Source organism: Micromonospora sp. NPDC049004 (assembly GCF_040649315.1).
Classification (GTDB): domain Bacteria; phylum Actinomycetota; class Actinomycetes; order Mycobacteriales; family Micromonosporaceae; genus Micromonospora.
This window is the reverse complement of the sequence record NZ_JBEZFG010000001.1, coordinates 128690-145184: the sequence shown is the minus strand read 5'-3', so window position 1 is coordinate 145184 and position 16495 is coordinate 128690. Positions and strand designations below refer to the sequence as shown.

Here is a 16495-nt window from a genome sequence, read left to right as displayed (position 1 = left end):
ACTCGCGGGGGGTGGCCGGCGACCGCGGAGTGCGCAGTGGGGCGAGCAGAGGGTGAGCGCGCGGCCTTTTGGGCCGGCCCGCTGCCGGAGGCCATGGCCGCTGTCGGGGCGTCCGCAGCCGGCCTCACCGGCGAACGCGCCGCCGACCTGCTGCGTGAGCACGGACCCAACCGGGTCGATGCGGGCGCCAGGCGGGGGTGGCGACTCCTGCTGTCGCAGTTCACCAGCCCGATCATCCTGATCCTGATCGCGGCGACCGTGCTGTCGATGGCCGTCGGGGACCTGATCGACGGTGCGATCATCCTGGTCATCGTCGCCGCCAGCGGCGGCCTCGGTTTCTGGCAGGAACACGCCGCCGGGCGGGCCGTCGACGCGTTGCAGGCCCGGGTGCGGGTGAACACCGAGGTGATCCGCGACGGGCGTGAGGTGTCCGTACCGGTCGAGGAGGTCGTCGTCGGTGACCTCGTGGTGCTGCGCGCCGGGAACGTCGTCCCCGCGGACTGCCGGATCGTTGAGGCCGGACGTCTGCAGGTCGACCAGGCGGTGCTCACCGGAGAGTCGTTCCCGGCGGCGAAGTCGAGTGACCCGTCCCCGCCGGGAGCGGAGCTGACCGCACGCGGCAACGCGTTGTGGATGGGCACGCACGTGGCCAGTGGCACCGCCCGCGCGGTGGTGATGCGCACCGGCCGCGACAGCACCTTCGGGGCGGTGTCCCGCCGGGTCGCCGCCCGCCCGGCCAGCACCGGCTTCCAGCGCGGGCTGACCCGCTTCGGGCTGCTGCTCGTACGGATCATGGTGGTCCTGCTGGTCGGTATCTTCGTCGCCAACCTGCTGATGCACCGCCCGGTCATCGACTCCCTGCTGTTCTCCCTCGCCCTGGCCGTCGGGTTGACCCCGCAGATGCTGCCGGCGATCGTCGCGGTCAGCCTCTCTGCCGGCGCCCGCGCGATGGCCGCGCATCGGGTGATCGTCAAACGCCTCGATGTCATCGAGGACTTCGGCGCCATGACCGTGCTCCTGACCGACAAGACCGGCACCCTCACCGCTGGCACGATCACCCTCACCGGGTGCCTCTCGGTCGACGGCGAACCGAACGCGGAGGTGGCGCGGTTCGCCCGGCTCAACGCCGGCCTCCAACGAGGGTTCCCCAACCCCATCGACGCGGCGATCATGGCGGGGCAACCGGCGGCCGATCCGCAGGCGCGCGTCGCCGAGGCACCCTACGATTTCACCCGCCAACGCCTGTCCCTGCTGGTGCGCGACGGCGGCGGGCCGATCCTGGTCACCAAGGGTGCCCTGCACGCGGTGCTCGACGTCTGCACCACCGCACGCACCGCCGCCGGCGTGGTGCCGCTGGATGAGGTGCGCGACCGCGTTCTGCACCGGTTCACCGAGCTCAGCGACCAGGGAAACCGGGTGCTCGGCCTCGCCGTGCGGCCCATGCCCGGCGCCACCAGCGTCGCCGTCAGCGACGAACGGGAGATGACCCTCGTCGGGCTGCTCGCCTTCCAGGACCCGGCACGCGGCGACGCCGCCGCCGCGATCCGACGGCTCGCCGACATGGGCATCACGGTCCGCCTGGTCACCGGCGACAACCGGCACGCGGCCCGACACGTCGCCGCCGAAGTCGGCCTCGGCGGCGAACCGCTCGTCGGCGCCGACCTCGCCGCCTTTCCCGACGACCAGCTAGCGGACCGGATCGCTGACGTCAACGTCTTCGCCGAGGTGGACCCGTTGCAGAAGGAACGGATCCTGACCGCGCTACGACACCGCGGCGACGTCGTCGGGTTTCTCGGCGACGGCATCAACGACGCCCCCGCACTGCACACCGCCGACGTCGGGATCTCCGTCGACACCGCCGTCGACGTCGCCAAACAAGCCGCGGCGATCGTGCTGCTCGACAAGAACCTCGACGTGATCGCCGACGGCGTCCAACTTGGTCGCCGTACGTTCACCAACACGCTGAAATACATCCGGGTCAACACCAGCGCGTCCTTCGGCAACGTCGTCAGCATGAGCATCGCCACCCTCATGCTGCCCTTCCTGCCGTTGCTGCCCCGTCAGGTCCTGCTACTCAACTTCCTCTCCGACATCCCGTACATCACCCTCTCCACCGATCACGCCGACCCGGAGCAGCTCCAGCACCCCCGCACCGTCGACGTCCGCACCATCCGCGGGTTCATGCTGGTGTATGGGTCGATCAGCATCGCGGTGGACCTCCTCGTGCTCGTCGCCCTGCACTGGTGGTGGCACGTGCCCACCGACGTGTTCCGTGCCGCCTGGTTCGTCCAGTTCACCGCCACCGAGATCATCGTGCTGCTGGTGCTGCGCTCCAACCGGAGCGTCCTGCGCAGCCGCCCCTCCGCGGCGTTGGCCGGCACCGGGCTGCTGCTCATCGCGGTCACCGTCGCGCTGCCGTTCAGCCCCCTCGCCGCGCCACTCGGCCTCGCCCCACTCCCACCGGTCGTGCTGGCGACCCTCGCCGCGCTCACGGCCGTCAACGTCGCCGCCAACGAGACCGCCAAACACCTCGTCCCGCCCGACCCGACCGGTACACGGCGGATGCCCGGGTCGCACTGAAAGACCAGACCGGACGTAGGAAGCGGCCCGAGCCGTCGGCGGGGCAAAGGCCGCCGCGCACCTGGTCCGGGCCGCGAAGGAACAGAGCCTGTCGTTGACAGGCGCCAAGCAGACGATCGTACGCTGCGGTTCACCCCCGGGAGTTGGCCCTAGGCGTGCAGATGCGTCCCGCCGCGGCCGAGTACCAGCAGCAGGTCGCGACCCAGTTGGATCTCGACCTGTCCGTCGCCGAGGGCACCAGGCAGAGCTTCGGTCACCGGCGCCCCCTCGGCCCAGCTGCCGCCCGTGAAGTTCGCTCGCGCCGCAACGCCGCCGCCAGCCGCTACCCGGACGGCTGGTGCCCAAGGTTCGCGGTGGCCCGAGCGCGAACCCTGGCCTGGTGACGGGTGGTGGGGCCGCGCCCCCCGTTCGACAGTGGTGACCTCCTCCACTTCACGCAGGCGGCAAGCGTCCAATTCTCCCGCCCGTTCCTCTTCCGGCTCATCCGCGTCCTGGCCGACCGAATCACGTACGACGGGTGGCTCTGGATCGAGGGGTACGAGTTGGACGCCCGGGGCGATGTGGTGGTCCGGCGGCAACTCTTCCTCCAGCCGGCCGGTCTCCGGAAGCTCTCGACGGGCCGGAAGCCTGCCTCCCGCTCTTAACGGATCTCGATAATCCAGATCATCGCAGGGTGGGCGGCAGACGCGCCGCCGGCAACCTTGCCCATTGATCCATATCCATCTATCCTTTGGCGACCCATCGAATGCCAACGAGGCAATCGAAATATCGTCGAAGCGCTTCGACAACCCAGCGTGACGGTTGGCTCGAAGACAGGAGATTCTGGTGAAATCCATACTCAGGAAGGTTCAGCTTGCCCTGGTCTCCGGCGTACTGGCGCTGGCCGCATCCGCGACCATGCTGACAGGTTCCGCGTCGGCCGACAGCATGGCCCAATTGAACGCCACCCAGCTCGTCGCCGACATGGGGGCGGGCTGGAATCTGGGGAACGCCCTGGAGGCCAACATCAACGGAATCCCCAGCGAGACGGCATGGGGCAACCCGGTCGTGACGCAGGCGTTCATCGATCGGGTGAAGGCGGCGGGATTCAAGACGATCCGTATCCCGGTCTCCTACCTGGGAAACATCGGGTCGGCACCGGACTACACGATCAACCCCGCCTGGCTGAATCGGATCCAGGAGATCGTCGACTACGCCTACGGTCGCGGCCTGTATGTGCTGATCAACATCCACGGTGACGGCTTCAAGACCGTCACCGGCTCGTGGTTGATCTGCGACTCGTCGAATCAGACGACGATCAGGGACAAGTACCAGAAGGTCTGGCAGCAGATCGCGACCAGGTTCCAGAGCTACGGCGAGCGCCTCATCTTCGAGGCCATGAACGAGGAGTTCGACGGGCAGTACGGCAATCCCACCCAGCCGTGTTACTCGAACATCAACGCGTACAACCAGATCTTCGTTGACACGGTCCGGCGGACCGGCGGGAACAACACCTCGCGTTGGCTGCTCGTCGCCGGCTGGAACACCAACATCGACTACACCGCAGGTAATTACGGCTTCGTGCTGCCGACGGACCAGTACCGATCGCCGTCAGTTCCCGCCGACGAGCAGCGGCTCATGATTTCCGTGCACTACTACGACCCCTGGGACTTCGCCGGCGAGGAGAACGGCACCATCACGCAGTGGGGACCGGCCGCCACCAATCCGGCCCGGAAGTCGACCTGGGGACAGCAGGACCACATGGACGCGCAGCTCAAGAAGATGCGAGACACCTTCGTCTCGCGTGGATACCCGGTGTTCGTCGGTGAGTACGGTTCGGTCGACAAGATGTCGGCCGACTCAACGAACAACAGGTACCGCGCGGACTACGCACGCACGCTGGTGTCCACCGCCAAGAAGTACGGCGCGGCCACCGCCTACTGGGACAACGGCTACAACGGGGCGTACGGGTTCGGGCTGTTTAACCGCAGCAGCGTCACCGTCACCCAGCAGGGCATCATCGACGCCATCATCAGCGCCGTGGGCGGCACCACCCCGACGCCGCCGCCAACCACCGCCCCGCCAACCACCGCCCCGCCGACCACCCGGCCACCGACGACTCCGCCGCCGTCGAATGGGCGGTCCTGTTCGGCATCGTACTCGGTGACCGGTCAGTGGCAGGGCGGCTTCCAGGCCGAGGTGCGGGTGACCGCCGGTGGCTCGGCGATCAACGGTTGGACGGTAACCTGGACGTTCGCGAACGGGCAGCAGGTGACGCAGGCGTGGAGCGCGACGGTGACCAGCAGCGGCACGACGGTCACCGCCCGCAACGTCAGCTACAACGGTTCGATGAGCGCCGGCGGTAGCACGACCTTCGGTTTCCTGGGTTCGTCGAGCGGCACCAACGGCGTACCGTCGTTGTCCTGCGCCGCGAGCTGAGCAGGCCGTGAGCCGACGGGCCGGGCGTCACGGACGCCCGGCCCGACTCGTGCGGGTCGCCAGCCAGCCGAGCGCAGCGGCCCAGCGTTCGGCGAATCGTCAGAAATATGCGGCTTGATCAATTTGAGCGAACCGCGCGGCGATCCTCGCCAACCCTCGCTACACCGGCCGGCAGGTCTGGAACCGGCAATTCGCGCACAACCACACCGATGCCAGCCGCTCGCAGCGAGATCCCATCCGGCGGAACCCGACCGCGGACTGGGTGGTCTCCACGCAACAGGCCCACACCGCGCTGGTCAGTGAGCAGGACTTCGTCGCCGTCCAGGCCGTCCGCTCCCACCGGAGCGCCCACGACGGCACCACCCGCCGCTACCTGTTCACCGGTCTACTGCGCTGCGGACCCTGCGGACGACGATTGGAATCCCGGTGGATCAATCAACGCCCCGGCTACCGATGCCGCCACGGGCACACCAGCACGCAACCAGCCCTCTAATCACCGGCGCAAGATCCTCTATCTCAGAGAAGACCACATCATCGCGAGACTCGCCGACCATCCCCGCCTCGCCAGCGCCATCCAGAGCACACGACCTGGTCACGCTCCTGCGCAGCAGCAAGATCACCATCGTCTGCGACCAGGAACACTGCACGCCAATCACAGAAAAATCCGCGCAGGGCACCCAGCGCGGATCATGATCTATATGTGCCAATGATGTGTCCGAGGGCAACACGACCCACTGCCCCACCGACGTTGACGCTCGGCGCAACTCTCCAGCTCGCGCAAGCCCAGCCGTGGAGGTGACCTCTTCGGGTTCGCCGAGGAGGTCACCAGGCTGCAGGCTGGACAGGCGTTGCCCGTGGGACCGCTGTCCCAGATCACGCCTTCAGCAGGCCTCCACGGGTTCTCGACCGGACCTGGTGACCATCGGGGTATGCCGACACTTTTCGAGCCGGTTCAGCTGGGTCGCCTGCGGCTACCCAGCCGGATCGTGATGGCGCCGATGGGCCGCGGGCGAGCCGACCAGCGAGGGACGCCACTGCCCTACGTTGCCGAGTACTACGCCCAGCGTGCTGCGGCCGGCCTCATCGTCAGCGAGGCCACCAGTCCGGCTCCACGCGCGGCCGGTCACGCGTACGGGATGCAGTGGCACTCCGCCGCGGACACCGAGGCCTGGACCGCGGTGTCCGCGGCCGTGCAGGCAGCCGGCGGACGTATGGTGCTGCAGATCATGCACGCCGGCAGGATCGGTCATCCCGGCCTCTACGGTCACCAACCGCTGGGCCCCTCTCCGGTGGGCGCTGCCGGCATGGCTCGGACGTACGACGGTCCGCGCCCATACCCTGTACCCAGAGAGATGTCGCCGGCCGACATCGCGGACGCGATCGAGGACGTCGTCCGGTGCGCCCGCGCGGCGATCGCGGCCGGCTTCGAGGGCGTCGAGCTGCACGGCGCCAACGGGTACCTGGTCCATCAGTTCCTCTCCGCCACGGTGAATCGACGCACCGACGGCTACGGCGGTCCCCCGCATCACCGGGTACGGTTCGCCGTCGAGCTGCTGGAGGCGGTCGCCGCCGCGATCGGCGCGGACCGGGTCGGACTGCGGCTGTCCCCCGGGTTCGGCCTCAACGACATGAGCGAACCTGATGCCGAGGTCGTCTACCCGGCCCTGCTCGACGCGCTTCGGCCAATCGATCCGGCGTACCTGCACCTGGTCCATGGCTCTGATCCCGCCCTGGTCCGGGCGGTTCGGGCGGGGTGGGCCGGACCGATCATCGTGAACCCGGGCACGGGTGACCTCGATCCGGACGCCACCGCGAGCGTCGTGGCGGACGCGCTGGCCGCCGGGTTCGACGCGGTCTCCTTCGGCAAACAGTTCCTCGCGAACCCCGACCTGCCGCGCCGCCTGGCCGACGGCACGGGCCTGAACCGGCCGGACCCGACGACCTTCTACCAGGGCGGCCGGCAGGGCTACGTCGACTACCCGACCGCCGACATCACCCAAGGAGAGGCGACGCCATGGTCGTTTTCGTCAACAAGCTCACGCTGATCGGTGCCGCGGAGGATCTGGAGAGTCGCTACGCCAAGGTCGCCGAGTACATGCGGACCCGCCCCGGGCTGGTGAGTTACGTCTTGAGCCGTTCCCAGAAGGATCCGTCGACGTACTACAACATTGCCGAGTGGACCGACGAGGAGTCGTTCCGCAAGGCGCTGCAGGAGCCGGAGTTCCGCAGTCGGCTGGACCGGCTGACCGGCATCATCAAGGGTGAACCGCACCTGACCGAGCCCGTCCTGCGTTACGACGCGACCAACTGACAGCACACGCGGCGGCCGTCCGGGGCACCTTTCCCGGACGGCCTCCGCGTGCGGACGGTCGACGATCAGTAGTTGCCCAGACCACCACAAACGTTGACCGCCTGGGCGGTCATCGAGGCTGCCGTGTCGGTGACCAGGTAACCGACGAGCCCGGCAACCTCCTCGGGCGTCGAGTAGCGCCCGAGCGGGATCTTTGCCTGGAAACGTTCCAGCACCGCGCCCTCGGTCACACCCCAGTGCGCGGCGTATCCCTGACGGACCCGGACGGCCATCGGCGTCTCCACATAGCCCGGGCACACCGCGTTGACGGTGATCCCGCTACCAGCCAGTTCGAACCCGAGCGCCTTGGTGAACCCGACCACGCCGTGCTTGGCGGCGGTGTACGGAGCGGCGAGCGCCACGCCCTGTTTGCCGGCGGTGGAGGCGACGTTGATGATGCGTCCCCAGCCCTGCTCCCGGATGCCACCGGCTCGAAGCACTTCGCGGGTCACCCGGAAGGTGGCGGTGAGGTTGGTGGCGAGCACGTCGTCCCAGAGCGCGTCGTCGAGGTCGGCCGTGACTCCGCCGCCGGATCGGCCGGCGTTGTTGACCAGTACGGTGATCGGTCCGAATCGGTCCACGGCGGCGGCGACGAGCCGGCTGACGTCTTCGGTGGATCGGACGTCGGCCACGGCGCCGTCGACGTCCAGGCCACGGCCGCGGAGTTTGTCGGTGATCGTGGCGACCTGCTCGGCGTCGCGGGCGCAGAAGAAGGTCGGGCGGCCGCTCTCGGCCAGGGTCTCGACCACGGCCAGGCCGATACCGCTCGTGCCGCCGGTGACCAGGGCGGCGCCGTGGCTCGTCGATTGCGTCATCGTGGTGTCTGTCCTCTCTCGGGGTGGTGATGTCACAGGCCGAGTACGACCCGACCGGTGACCTGGCGCTCCAGTAGTGCCTCGATCGCTGAGTCGGCGTCCGTCCAGTCGGCGCGCAGCCCGACGTGCGGTCGTAGACGGCCGTCGGCGACGAGGCCGAACAGCGTTGCCAGGTCCTTGGCGGCTGGGCGGCGCTCGATCTCGTCTAGCAGGAAGAGGTGCTCCAGGCGTACGCCGGCGCGGGCGTGCCCCCAGTCCGGTGGCAGGATCAGGTCGGCCCGGACGGTGTTGCCGAAGACCACCGCCACGCCACCAGCGCGCAGTTTGACGAACGCGTCGCGGAAGACGGTCCCGCCGACGCTGTCGACCACCACATCGACCGTCTCGTCGGGCGGTGCCGCGTAACCCGCGTGGATCCGATGGCCCCGCTCGATCAGGTGCCGGCCTCGTTCCGGTGTGCCGGTCCACCCCAGCGCCGCCGCTCCGGCTGCGGCGGCCAGGTCCGCCACGAATCCGCCGACACCACCGCTGGCACCGGTTACCAGCACCGAGCGGCCGAGCAGCCACCCGGCCCGCTGCAGGGCGTACAGCGCCGTGAGGCCGGCTACCGGTACCGCCGCCGCGATGGCCGGCTCGATACCGTCGGGCAGTGCCGCGATGCGGTCGGTGCGAACGGCGCAGAGCTGGGCCCAGCCGGTCGAGGCCGCCAGTCCGGCGACGGGCGTGCCGGGCGGTGGGCCGGTGCCGTCCGCAGCCGCTTGGACGACCGTGCCGGCGACGTCCAGACCAAGCTGGGCTCCCGGTGGGCGGCGGGCGGCGAGCAGCAGGTCGGCCCGGTTGACCGCGACGGCCCGGACCTCGATCAGCGCTTCGCCGGGAGCGGGGCGCGGGTCGGGCAGCGATTCCAGATGGATTCCGTGGGACACGTCCGCGGACGTAACGAATGCCTTCACAAGGTCCTCCCTCTCGGTCCCTTCGTACCGGCGGGTTCTGGAGGCACGGTGGAGAACGGCCCGTGAGACCGGCATCACGGCTGACCGCGTTGCCAGGCTCGGATCGGCGCGGGCAGGATGAGCCGGGAACACAAAGGGCGATCGCGAGACAACGTTGCGCAACCGACTGTCCAACGGGGAGGACTCGGTGATCGACTTTCGCCTTCTCGGCGCGTTGGACGTCACACTCGACGGAGTCCGGTTGCCGGTACGCGCTCCGAAGCAGCGCGCTCTCCTGGTGACCTTGTTGATGCGGGCCAACGACGAGGTGCCGATGGATGAGCTCTACTGGCGCCTGTGGGATCAGCGGCCACCGGCGGTGCCGGCGGCGGCGCTCCATGTCCACGTCGCACGGTTGCGAGCAGCGATCGGCGACCGTAGCGGGACGACCGAGCGCCCGGGCTGGCCCCGGGTTCGCTCGCTCGGCGGTGGATACCTGCTGCAGACGCCACCCGAGACCGTGGATCTGTTCCGGTTCCGCAGCGCCGCTCAGGAAGCACTGCGGGCCCGGCAGCTCGGCGATACGAACAGCGAGCTGACGCACATCCGGGCAGCCCTGGAAGAGTGGCGCGACGGCCCTCCCGGAGGGACGGCGATCGCCTCACTCGCCGCCGTCCCCTCCCTCGCCACCGAAGCCGGGCCGGCACTGATCGAGGAACGGTTGCGGCTACTCGAGCGACGGTTCGAACTCGAGGCGTATCCGCCCGGCGAGCTCGTGCCGCGCCTGCGTGCTCTGGTCGCCCTGCACCCGACGCGCGAGCGGCCATGGGCCCTGCTCGTGTCCGCGCTGCGTCGAGCCGGCGACCGCCAGGCGGCGATGGCCGCGTACGAGGAGGCTGCCGCGACCCTCCGGACCCGGCTGGGCCTGGCACCGGGGCCGGAGCTCGCCGCCGAATACCGGCGGATCGCCGGCGACCACTGGCACGCGCGGACCGATGTGCCCGCACCGGCCGCCCACCGGACCCTGCACGGCGATGGATGGGCCGCGGTCATCGATGCCCTGACCAGTCGACACGACGGCACCGCGCTGCCGCTGGTCTGCCTGGCCGGGCCGGCCGGAGCGGAGCGGACCACGGATCTCGTCGCGCTGGCCCGACAGCTCCGCGAGGAGTTTCCGGACGGCCAGTGGTACGTGCGGCTGACCGACCCCGACGGGCGGCCCCGCGATCCGGGCCGGTTGCTGGCCCGGCTACTGCGATTGTCCGGTGCGACGCCCGACGCCATTCCGGCGGGCAGGCGGCACCTGGTCAACGCCTATCGGGCCCGGCTCACCGACCGGCGCGTGCTTCTCCTGTTGGACGACGCCCGTGACGCCGAGCAGGTACGGGACCTGCTTCCGGGCTCGTCTCGGTGTGCCGTGGTCACCGTCGGCGACGACGTACGCCCCGAACTGGTGGCCCTGCACGGCGCCCGGTCGATCGACCCGGACGATAGCGACGGAGCCGGGCCGTGCCGGCGCCGTCGCCGTCGGCGGAACTCCTTGCTCACCGTCGCAGGACAGCCCGTAGAACCTCCTCCAGCCGAGCACCGGGATCATCCACCAGGTCAGGCGTCCGCCATGCGACGAAGCGGTCGGGGCGCACCAACGAGGCGCCGGTAGGTCCAACTCCGTAGCGGGCCGGGAAGTGCTCGGCCGTGATGGTGTGCACCGTGAGGGGAACGCCGAGACGCTCGGCGGTGCGGATCGCGGGTGCGTTCCAGCCTTCGCCCGCCGCGCCGGTCAGCAGCACGAAGCCGGAGCCGAACAGCGCTGTCGTCGATGACGCGGCGCCCTCCGGGGTGACCAGCGGTAGGTAGGCAGCCCGCGACCCGGGCCGGCCCGTCGCCGAGGCAGGGTCTTCCACCAGCGCACCGTCCTCGCCGGGTTCCGTCAGCACGGCTCCCGAGGGGTAGCGGTAGCCAAAGGCCAGCACCGTCGGCGGCAGCGGTTCGGGAACGTCGTCGTCGCGTAGTTCCGGCGCTACCCGTTCGACGAGGTTGGCGAACTGCTGCTCGACCAACAGCCGGGCGTACGGTCGACGTTCGGTCTCGAAGGTGCGCAGGAGGTCGGGGCCGGCCCAGCCCTGTAGCACGGCGGCGAGCCGCCAGCCCAGGTAGAGCCCGTCCAGGATCGCGGTGTTGCCGCCCAGCCCGCCGGTCGGCGGCATCACGTGGGCGGCGTCACCAGCCAGGAGTATCCGGTCCGACTGGAACCGTTCGGCAACGCCGCAGGCGATCGACGTCTCACCGGACTCGACGATGTCCAGGGGTACGTCCTCGCCGAGCCCGAGATCCGCCGCGATCTGCCGGACGACCCCGTCCGCGGAGCTGTGCCAGCCCTCGGGAAGCTCGGGCGCCAGGTGGCGGAAGTAGCCGTACAGTCCGGGTATCTCGGTATTGAACAGCACCGCGCGGCCGATGTGGAACGCCGCGAAGCGGGAGCTGTCGGCAGCCCCCGGGGTGTGCGCGAGTGGCTCGCGGAGGTCCGCTTTGAACAGCACTCGCAGGACCTGGCCGACCACACCCCTGCCCTGCAGTGAAATGCCGAGCGCCTCGCGGACCGGGCTGCGCCAGCCGTCCGCGGCCACCACGTATCGCGCCCGGATCCGGTACCTCCTGCCGGTGTCCACCTCCTCGACATGAGCGGTGACACCGTCGGCGTCCTGGGCGAGACCGAGCAGCCTGGTGCCGAAGCGCAGCTCGGCCCCGACTTCCTGCGCACGCTCAGCCAGCGCCCGTTCCGCACCGGACTGGCTCGCGGTGCACCACTCCTCCGCGGACACGTGGCGCATGCTGAGTTCCCTGCCACTGACCAGGGTACGGATGACCGGCCCGGCCAGCCGGGGCGCGAGGACCATGCTGAACTCGCTGCGGTCCGGGCGGCTCAGCTCATGGATCCGCTCGGCCACGCCGGCGATGCGCAACGCCTCCATGGTGTGCGGGTACTGCCCGGTCGCCTTGACGGCGGTGGAGGTGCCCGGGCGGCGTTCCACGACCAGCGGACTGATGCCGTGCCGGCCCGCGAAGATCGCTGTGCTCAGGCCGGCCGGTCCGGCCCCGACCACCAGGAGGGGCCGATGCTCGACGGCGGTCACGGGACGAGCACCACGCGGCCGAGCTGACGGCGGTCCTCGATGAGCCGGTGGGCCTGGGCCGCCTCCTCCAGGGGAAGGACCGTGTGAACGGCGACCCGCAACCGGCCGTCACGCACCAGTTCGGTCAGCTCCCGTTGGTTGCGGGCTGCTTCCTTCGGTGCGGCGGCGAGCCAGGCGTCGAGGGCCGTACCGACGACGGTCCGCAGGCCGAGCAGATCGGTCAGCGTGACCCGGCCGGCCTCGCCCGAGGCACCCGCGAATCCGTAGTAGACGAGCCGGCCGAACGGGTTGAGCAGAGCGATGCTCGGCGACAGGACCGCGCCTTCCACGCTGTCGAGGACCACGTCGACGCCGGCGCCGCCGGTGGCCGCACGGACGTGGTCGGGCCAGTCCGGCCGCGAGTAGTCCACGACGGCGTCGGCGCCGTGGTCACGGACGAAATCCGCCTTTGCCGGCGAGCCGACGCCGCCGATCACCAGGCCCGCCCCGCGCAGCCGGGCCAGTTGGGTGACGAGGTGGCCGATCGCGCCGGCGGCGGCGTGCACCAGCACCGTCTCACCGCGGGAAAGCCGGCCGACGCTCAGCACGCTCGCGGCGACCTGGGCCGTCGAGGCGAGAGCGGTGGCGACCGGTGCCGGAACATCGTCCGGCACCAGCACCGCCTGGGTGTCACCGACCAGCACCAGATCGGCGTACGCGTCGGTCACGCCCCAGGCGGCCAACCGGTCACCGACGGCGAAACGGTGTGCGCCGGGCCCGGCTGCGACGACCCGGCCGACCACGTCACCGTGCGGTGCCCTGGGCACCGGGGACGGGAAGGGCGCCGTACCGGAGCGCAGCTGGGTCTCGATGAAGTTGACCCCGACCGCCTCGACCTGGACCAGGAGCTGACCGTCGCCGGGCACCGGTTCCTGTGCCTTGTCGACGGTCAGCACCTCCGGACCACCGTGCTCGTAGTAACGGATGACACGCATGCGGGTATCCCTTCCGTTGCCGCGGCGGCGGAGCACCACCGCTGCCGGTTGTAGCCGGCTGTGCTCGCGGCACGGTCGAGAAAGGCCCGAGCGTTACGCCCGTTGCTGCTCCGGGGCCCGCCACGGTCCGGGTACCAGGGACGCGGCGAGCCCCGCCACCACGGCGAAGCCCGCCACCAGCCAGTACGTCCGGCCGTACGCTTCCGCGGGGAAGCCCGAGGTGCCACCGAGTCGGTCTTGCAGGGCGACCGCGACCACGGCGATGCCCAACGAGCCGCCGATTTGGTTGAGGATGAACAGGGCGCTGGTGGCCCGGGGAGCGTGGTCGGGACCGACCGCGAGGTACATGAACGCCATCAGGCCGGGCACCGTGAAGCCGATGCCGAAGCCGCCGACGCCGAACGCGATCGCGGTCAGGACCGTCGAGGTGTCATCACCGACGCCGGACAGCACCAGCGCGGCGATCGTGGCGAGCAGCATGCCGATCGGTGCGGTCACGCGGGCGGTGAGCCGGGCGCCGGCCTTGCCGACGGAGATCGCCCCGGCCGCGCCGAGGATGCCCGAGGGCACCATGAGCAGGCCCGCGTGCAGGGCTCCGAAGCCGCGTGACTGCTGGTAGTACAGCGGCGTCAGGAAGAGCAACGTGTTGGCGACCGCCCCGACGAGCAGCATGGTGACCACCGACATCGTGAAGCCGCGTTGGGTGAACAGCCGCACGTCGATCAGGGGCTCGGCCGCGCGGCGGGCGTGCAGCACGTACGCCAGCAGCAGCGCCACGCCGACGGCGAAGGCGGTGAGCGCCGCAGGATCGCCGAAGTCGCCGCGGTGGGCCGCGGTGGTGAGCCCGTAGATGAGCACCGCGAAGCCGGGTGAGAGCAGGGCCAGACCGAGGACGTCGAGGCGTGGCCGCGGCCCGGCGCGGTCCGGAGCGTCGGCCGGCAGCGTCCGAAGCGCGAGCAGCAGGGCGATGGCACCGACCGGCAGGTTGATGAGGAACATCCACCGCCAGCTGATGTCGTCGACGAAGAAGCCGCCGAGGATCGGCCCCAGCACCGGCCCGATGGTCAGCGGGATCGAAATCAGCCCCATCGCCTTGGTGACCCTGGCCGGGCCCGCGGCGCGGGCGATCGCGGCCTGCACGACCGGGAAGATCATTCCGCCGCCGAGCCCCTGGAGCAGGCGGAACGCGATCAGACTGCCGGCCGACCAGGCCAGTCCGGACAGCAGCGAACCGACGGTGAACAGGACGACCGCGAACACCCAGACCTGACGAACACCGAAGCGGTCGACGCCCCAGCCGGAGATCGGGGTCGCGACGGCGACGGCGAGCAGGTATCCGGCGGTGACCCACTGGATGGTCGGCAGGGTGGTCCCGAAGACGGTGACGAGGCGGTCCACCCCGACGTTGACGATGGTCTCGTCCAGCAGGGCCATGAGGAGCGCCAGCAGCAGGACTCCGGCCATCTTGAGGAATGCGGGATCGAGGCGGTCGGCCCCCGGGTCAGCGGGCTTGTCGCCGGGCGCGCGCTGGGGCGCGCTGGTGTCGCTGGCCATGGTCGTTACCTCCGAGCGGCAGTACGGTCCGGTATTGACGCGCACAGAATACATGTAGGTGCAGACATTTTTAAGCTCGATAACCCCTTCTCGGCAGTCATCTTTCGCTCGTAGTCCACAAGAAGTGAATGCCTATACATTGAATCCGCATGGACGTGTAAGGTGTACGGCGACGACTCGGAGGGCGGGCGGCATGGCGGAACGACGCGGCGGGCAGCCGGACGTGCTCGACCTGTGGCGGCAACTGACGGTCCTCACCGGCCGCCTGGGCCAGGCACTCGACAAGCGCCTCGTGCGAGAGTTCGACCTCACCCTCACCGAGCTGCTGGTGCTCGACGAGCTGACCCGCGGCAACCCGCGCGGCATGCGCATCCAGGACCTCAGCGACGCGGTTGCCCTCGACCAGTCCTCGATGAGCCGCCTGGTCAGTCGGCTCACCGCCAAGCAATTCGCCGCCCGGGTCAGCTGCGACCACGACCGTCGCGGCGTCTACTGCCAGATCACCGACCTGGGCGCCGAACGGCACGCCGCGGCCGCCCTGGTCAGCCGCGCCGAACTCAGTGCGGCACTGGACGCCGCCGCCTTCGACGACCGGCTGGCCTCCGTGGTGGCGCGGCTGACCCGCCCGGTCGTCATGCCCGCCGACACCTGAGACCCGAACGAGGGAGTCATCCCGTGCAGTTGTCGATCCTGGACCAGTCGATGATCCCGGAGGGGTCCACACCGACTCAGGCGCTGACCAACACGCTCGATCTGGCTCGTAAGGCCGACGCCCTCGGGTACCACCGCTACTGGCTCGCCGAACACCACGCCACGGCGTCGTTCGCGAGCCCGGCCCCCGAGATCATGATCGCGCGGCTCACCGCGGAGACGACCGGCCTGCGCATCGGCAGCGGCGGCGTGCTGCTGCCGTACTACAGTCCGTTCAAGGTGGCCGAGACGTTCCGGGTGCTCCAGGCCCTGGCCCCGGGCCGGATCGATCTGGGCATCGGCCGAGGCGCCGGAGCCTCGTCCCGGGACGCCCGGCTACTCAACCCCTCCCTGGGCGACTACTCCGACCACGCCTTCGCCGAGCAGGTCAGTGCCGTACGGGCATTCCTGGGCGAGCCAGGCGACCGGGGCGGCGTCATGCCGACGGTGGACGGCGTGCCGCAGGTCTGGCTGCTGGGCGCGAGCCCGTCGAGTGCCGTGCTCGCCGGGCGGCTCGGCCTGCCCTACTCGTTCGCGCACTTCGGCCGTCCCGAGGTCGTCACCGAAGCGGTCCGGGCGTACCGCGAAAGTTTCGACACCCGTGGCGGTGACAGCCCGCGGGTGATGGTCGGCATCGGGGTGTACTGTGCGCCGACCCGCGCCGAAGCCGAGCACGTCTTCGCCAGCCAGCGCCTGTTCCGGCAACGCATGACGCAGGGCGACCTGCGTCCGGTACCAGCGCCGGAGACCGCGCTCGCGGAACTCCACTCCCGGCCCGCGGCGGCGACCGGCGAGCGGGAGGAGTGGCCGCGATACGCGGTCGGCTCCCCCACCGACGTCGCCGAGCAGCTCACCGCGATGGCCGCCGCGGTGGGTGTGGACGAGTTCGTGGTGTTGTCCACCATTCACGGACACAGCGACCGCGTGCGCTCGTACGCGCTGCTGGCCGAGGCTCTGGGCCTACGACCGCGTACGACCCCGGCCCTGCAACGCGCATGACACTTGTCAACCTTCGCGATCCCGGCTCGCAACATCGACGAGCGATGAT

15 protein-coding genes are annotated in these 16495 nt (G+C 70.1%); 10 read left to right on the top strand and 5 right to left on the bottom strand.

Annotated elements, in window-relative coordinates; genetic code table 11:
* Positions 1–36 precede the first annotated feature (36 nt).
* The 7 genes from mgtA (at position 37) to AB0B97_RS00570 (ending at position 7309) form a co-directional block, all read left to right on the top strand.
* Positions 37–2580, top strand: a complete 2544-nt coding sequence (mgtA, locus tag AB0B97_RS00600) for a magnesium-translocating P-type ATPase (RefSeq protein WP_357489415.1) — start codon at positions 37–39, stop codon at positions 2578–2580.
* Between the two features lie 161 nt (positions 2581–2741).
* The gene (locus tag AB0B97_RS00595) at positions 2742–2963 is read left to right on the top strand and encodes a hypothetical protein (RefSeq protein WP_357489413.1); all 222 of its coding nucleotides are present in this window, start codon (positions 2742–2744) and stop codon (positions 2961–2963) included.
* 6 nt (positions 2964–2969) lie between these two features.
* Positions 2970–3224 (top strand): hypothetical protein, encoded by a 255-nt coding sequence (locus tag AB0B97_RS00590; RefSeq protein WP_357489411.1) that lies wholly within the window; start codon positions 2970–2972, stop codon positions 3222–3224.
* A 181-nt stretch (positions 3225–3405) separates the two neighbouring features.
* Positions 3406–4998, top strand: coding sequence for a cellulase family glycosylhydrolase (locus AB0B97_RS00585; RefSeq protein WP_357489409.1), 1593 nt, complete (start codon positions 3406–3408; stop codon positions 4996–4998).
* 142 nt (positions 4999–5140) lie between these two features.
* Positions 5141–5491 carry a recombinase family protein gene (locus AB0B97_RS00580; protein ID WP_357490577.1) on the top strand — a complete coding sequence of 117 codons (351 nt, stop codon included), beginning with the start codon at positions 5141–5143 and terminating at the stop codon, positions 5489–5491.
* Between the two features lie 436 nt (positions 5492–5927).
* Positions 5928–7043 carry an alkene reductase gene (locus tag AB0B97_RS00575; protein WP_357489407.1) on the top strand — a complete coding sequence of 372 codons (1116 nt, stop codon included), beginning with the start codon at positions 5928–5930 and terminating at the stop codon, positions 7041–7043.
* Complete coding sequence (locus AB0B97_RS00570; RefSeq protein ID WP_357489405.1) at positions 7013–7309, top strand: antibiotic biosynthesis monooxygenase family protein; 297 nt, start codon at positions 7013–7015, stop codon at positions 7307–7309. The genes AB0B97_RS00575 and AB0B97_RS00570 overlap by 31 nt, the downstream gene beginning before the upstream one ends.
* Positions 7310–7374: 65 nt before the next feature.
* On the opposite strand, the gene AB0B97_RS00565 is transcribed toward AB0B97_RS00570, so the two are convergent.
* Positions 7375–8163 carry an SDR family NAD(P)-dependent oxidoreductase gene (locus AB0B97_RS00565; protein ID WP_357489403.1) on the bottom strand — a complete coding sequence of 263 codons (789 nt, stop codon included), beginning with the start codon at positions 8161–8163 and terminating at the stop codon, positions 7375–7377.
* Between the two features lie 32 nt (positions 8164–8195).
* Positions 8196–9116 carry a zinc-binding dehydrogenase gene (locus AB0B97_RS00560; protein WP_357489401.1) on the bottom strand — a complete coding sequence of 307 codons (921 nt, stop codon included), beginning with the start codon at positions 9114–9116 and terminating at the stop codon, positions 8196–8198.
* 187 nt (positions 9117–9303) lie between these two features.
* On the opposite strand from AB0B97_RS00560, the gene AB0B97_RS00555 reads away from it, so the two are divergent.
* The gene (locus AB0B97_RS00555) at positions 9304–10755 is read left to right on the top strand and encodes a BTAD domain-containing putative transcriptional regulator (protein ID WP_357489399.1); all 1452 of its coding nucleotides are present in this window, start codon (positions 9304–9306) and stop codon (positions 10753–10755) included.
* Here AB0B97_RS00555 and AB0B97_RS00550 read toward each other — a convergent pair.
* From AB0B97_RS00550 to AB0B97_RS00540, 3 genes are all read right to left on the bottom strand, one after another.
* Entirely contained in the window at positions 10640–12229 is a 1590-nt protein-coding gene (locus AB0B97_RS00550; protein WP_357489397.1) for an FAD-dependent monooxygenase, read from the bottom strand. The two genes, AB0B97_RS00555 and AB0B97_RS00550, sit on opposite strands and share 116 nt — an antisense overlap.
* On the bottom strand, positions 12226–13203 hold the full coding sequence (locus tag AB0B97_RS00545) for a zinc-binding dehydrogenase (RefSeq protein ID WP_357489395.1): 978 nt from the start codon (positions 13201–13203) through the stop codon (positions 12226–12228). Before AB0B97_RS00545 ends, AB0B97_RS00550 begins: the two co-directional genes overlap by 4 nt.
* A 93-nt stretch (positions 13204–13296) precedes the next feature.
* A complete protein-coding gene (locus tag AB0B97_RS00540) occupies positions 13297–14757 on the bottom strand; it encodes a DHA2 family efflux MFS transporter permease subunit (protein WP_357489393.1) in 1461 nt (486 codons plus the stop codon).
* Between the two features lie 193 nt (positions 14758–14950).
* Here AB0B97_RS00540 and AB0B97_RS00535 point away from each other — a divergent pair, with 193 nt between their 5' ends.
* Positions 14951–15409 (top strand): MarR family transcriptional regulator, encoded by a 459-nt coding sequence (locus tag AB0B97_RS00535; protein ID WP_357489391.1) that lies wholly within the window; start codon positions 14951–14953, stop codon positions 15407–15409.
* A gap of 23 nt (positions 15410–15432) precedes the next feature.
* Complete coding sequence (locus tag AB0B97_RS00530) at positions 15433–16446, top strand: LLM class flavin-dependent oxidoreductase (protein WP_357489389.1); 1014 nt, start codon at positions 15433–15435, stop codon at positions 16444–16446.
* Positions 16447–16495 lie beyond the last annotated feature (49 nt).

Bases quoted from the DNA above. Each gene is read 5' to 3' on its own strand.
- AB0B97_RS00595 (WP_357489413.1), top strand. From the start codon at position 2,742: ATGCGTCCCGCCGCGGCCGAGTACCAGCAGCAGGTCGCGACCCAGTTG.
- AB0B97_RS00575 (WP_357489407.1), top strand. From the start codon at position 5,928: ATGCCGACACTTTTCGAGCCGGTTCAGCTGGGTCGCCTGCGGCTACCC.
- AB0B97_RS00570 (WP_357489405.1), top strand. From the start codon at position 7,013: ATGGTCGTTTTCGTCAACAAGCTCACGCTGATCGGTGCCGCGGAGGAT.
- AB0B97_RS00565 (WP_357489403.1), bottom strand. From the start codon at position 8,163: ATGACGCAATCGACGAGCCACGGCGCCGCCCTGGTCACCGGCGGCACG.
- AB0B97_RS00545 (WP_357489395.1), bottom strand. From the start codon at position 13,203: ATGCGTGTCATCCGTTACTACGAGCACGGTGGTCCGGAGGTGCTGACC.
- AB0B97_RS00540 (WP_357489393.1), bottom strand. From the start codon at position 14,757: ATGGCCAGCGACACCAGCGCGCCCCAGCGCGCGCCCGGCGACAAGCCC.
- AB0B97_RS00535 (WP_357489391.1), top strand. From the start codon at position 14,951: ATGGCGGAACGACGCGGCGGGCAGCCGGACGTGCTCGACCTGTGGCGG.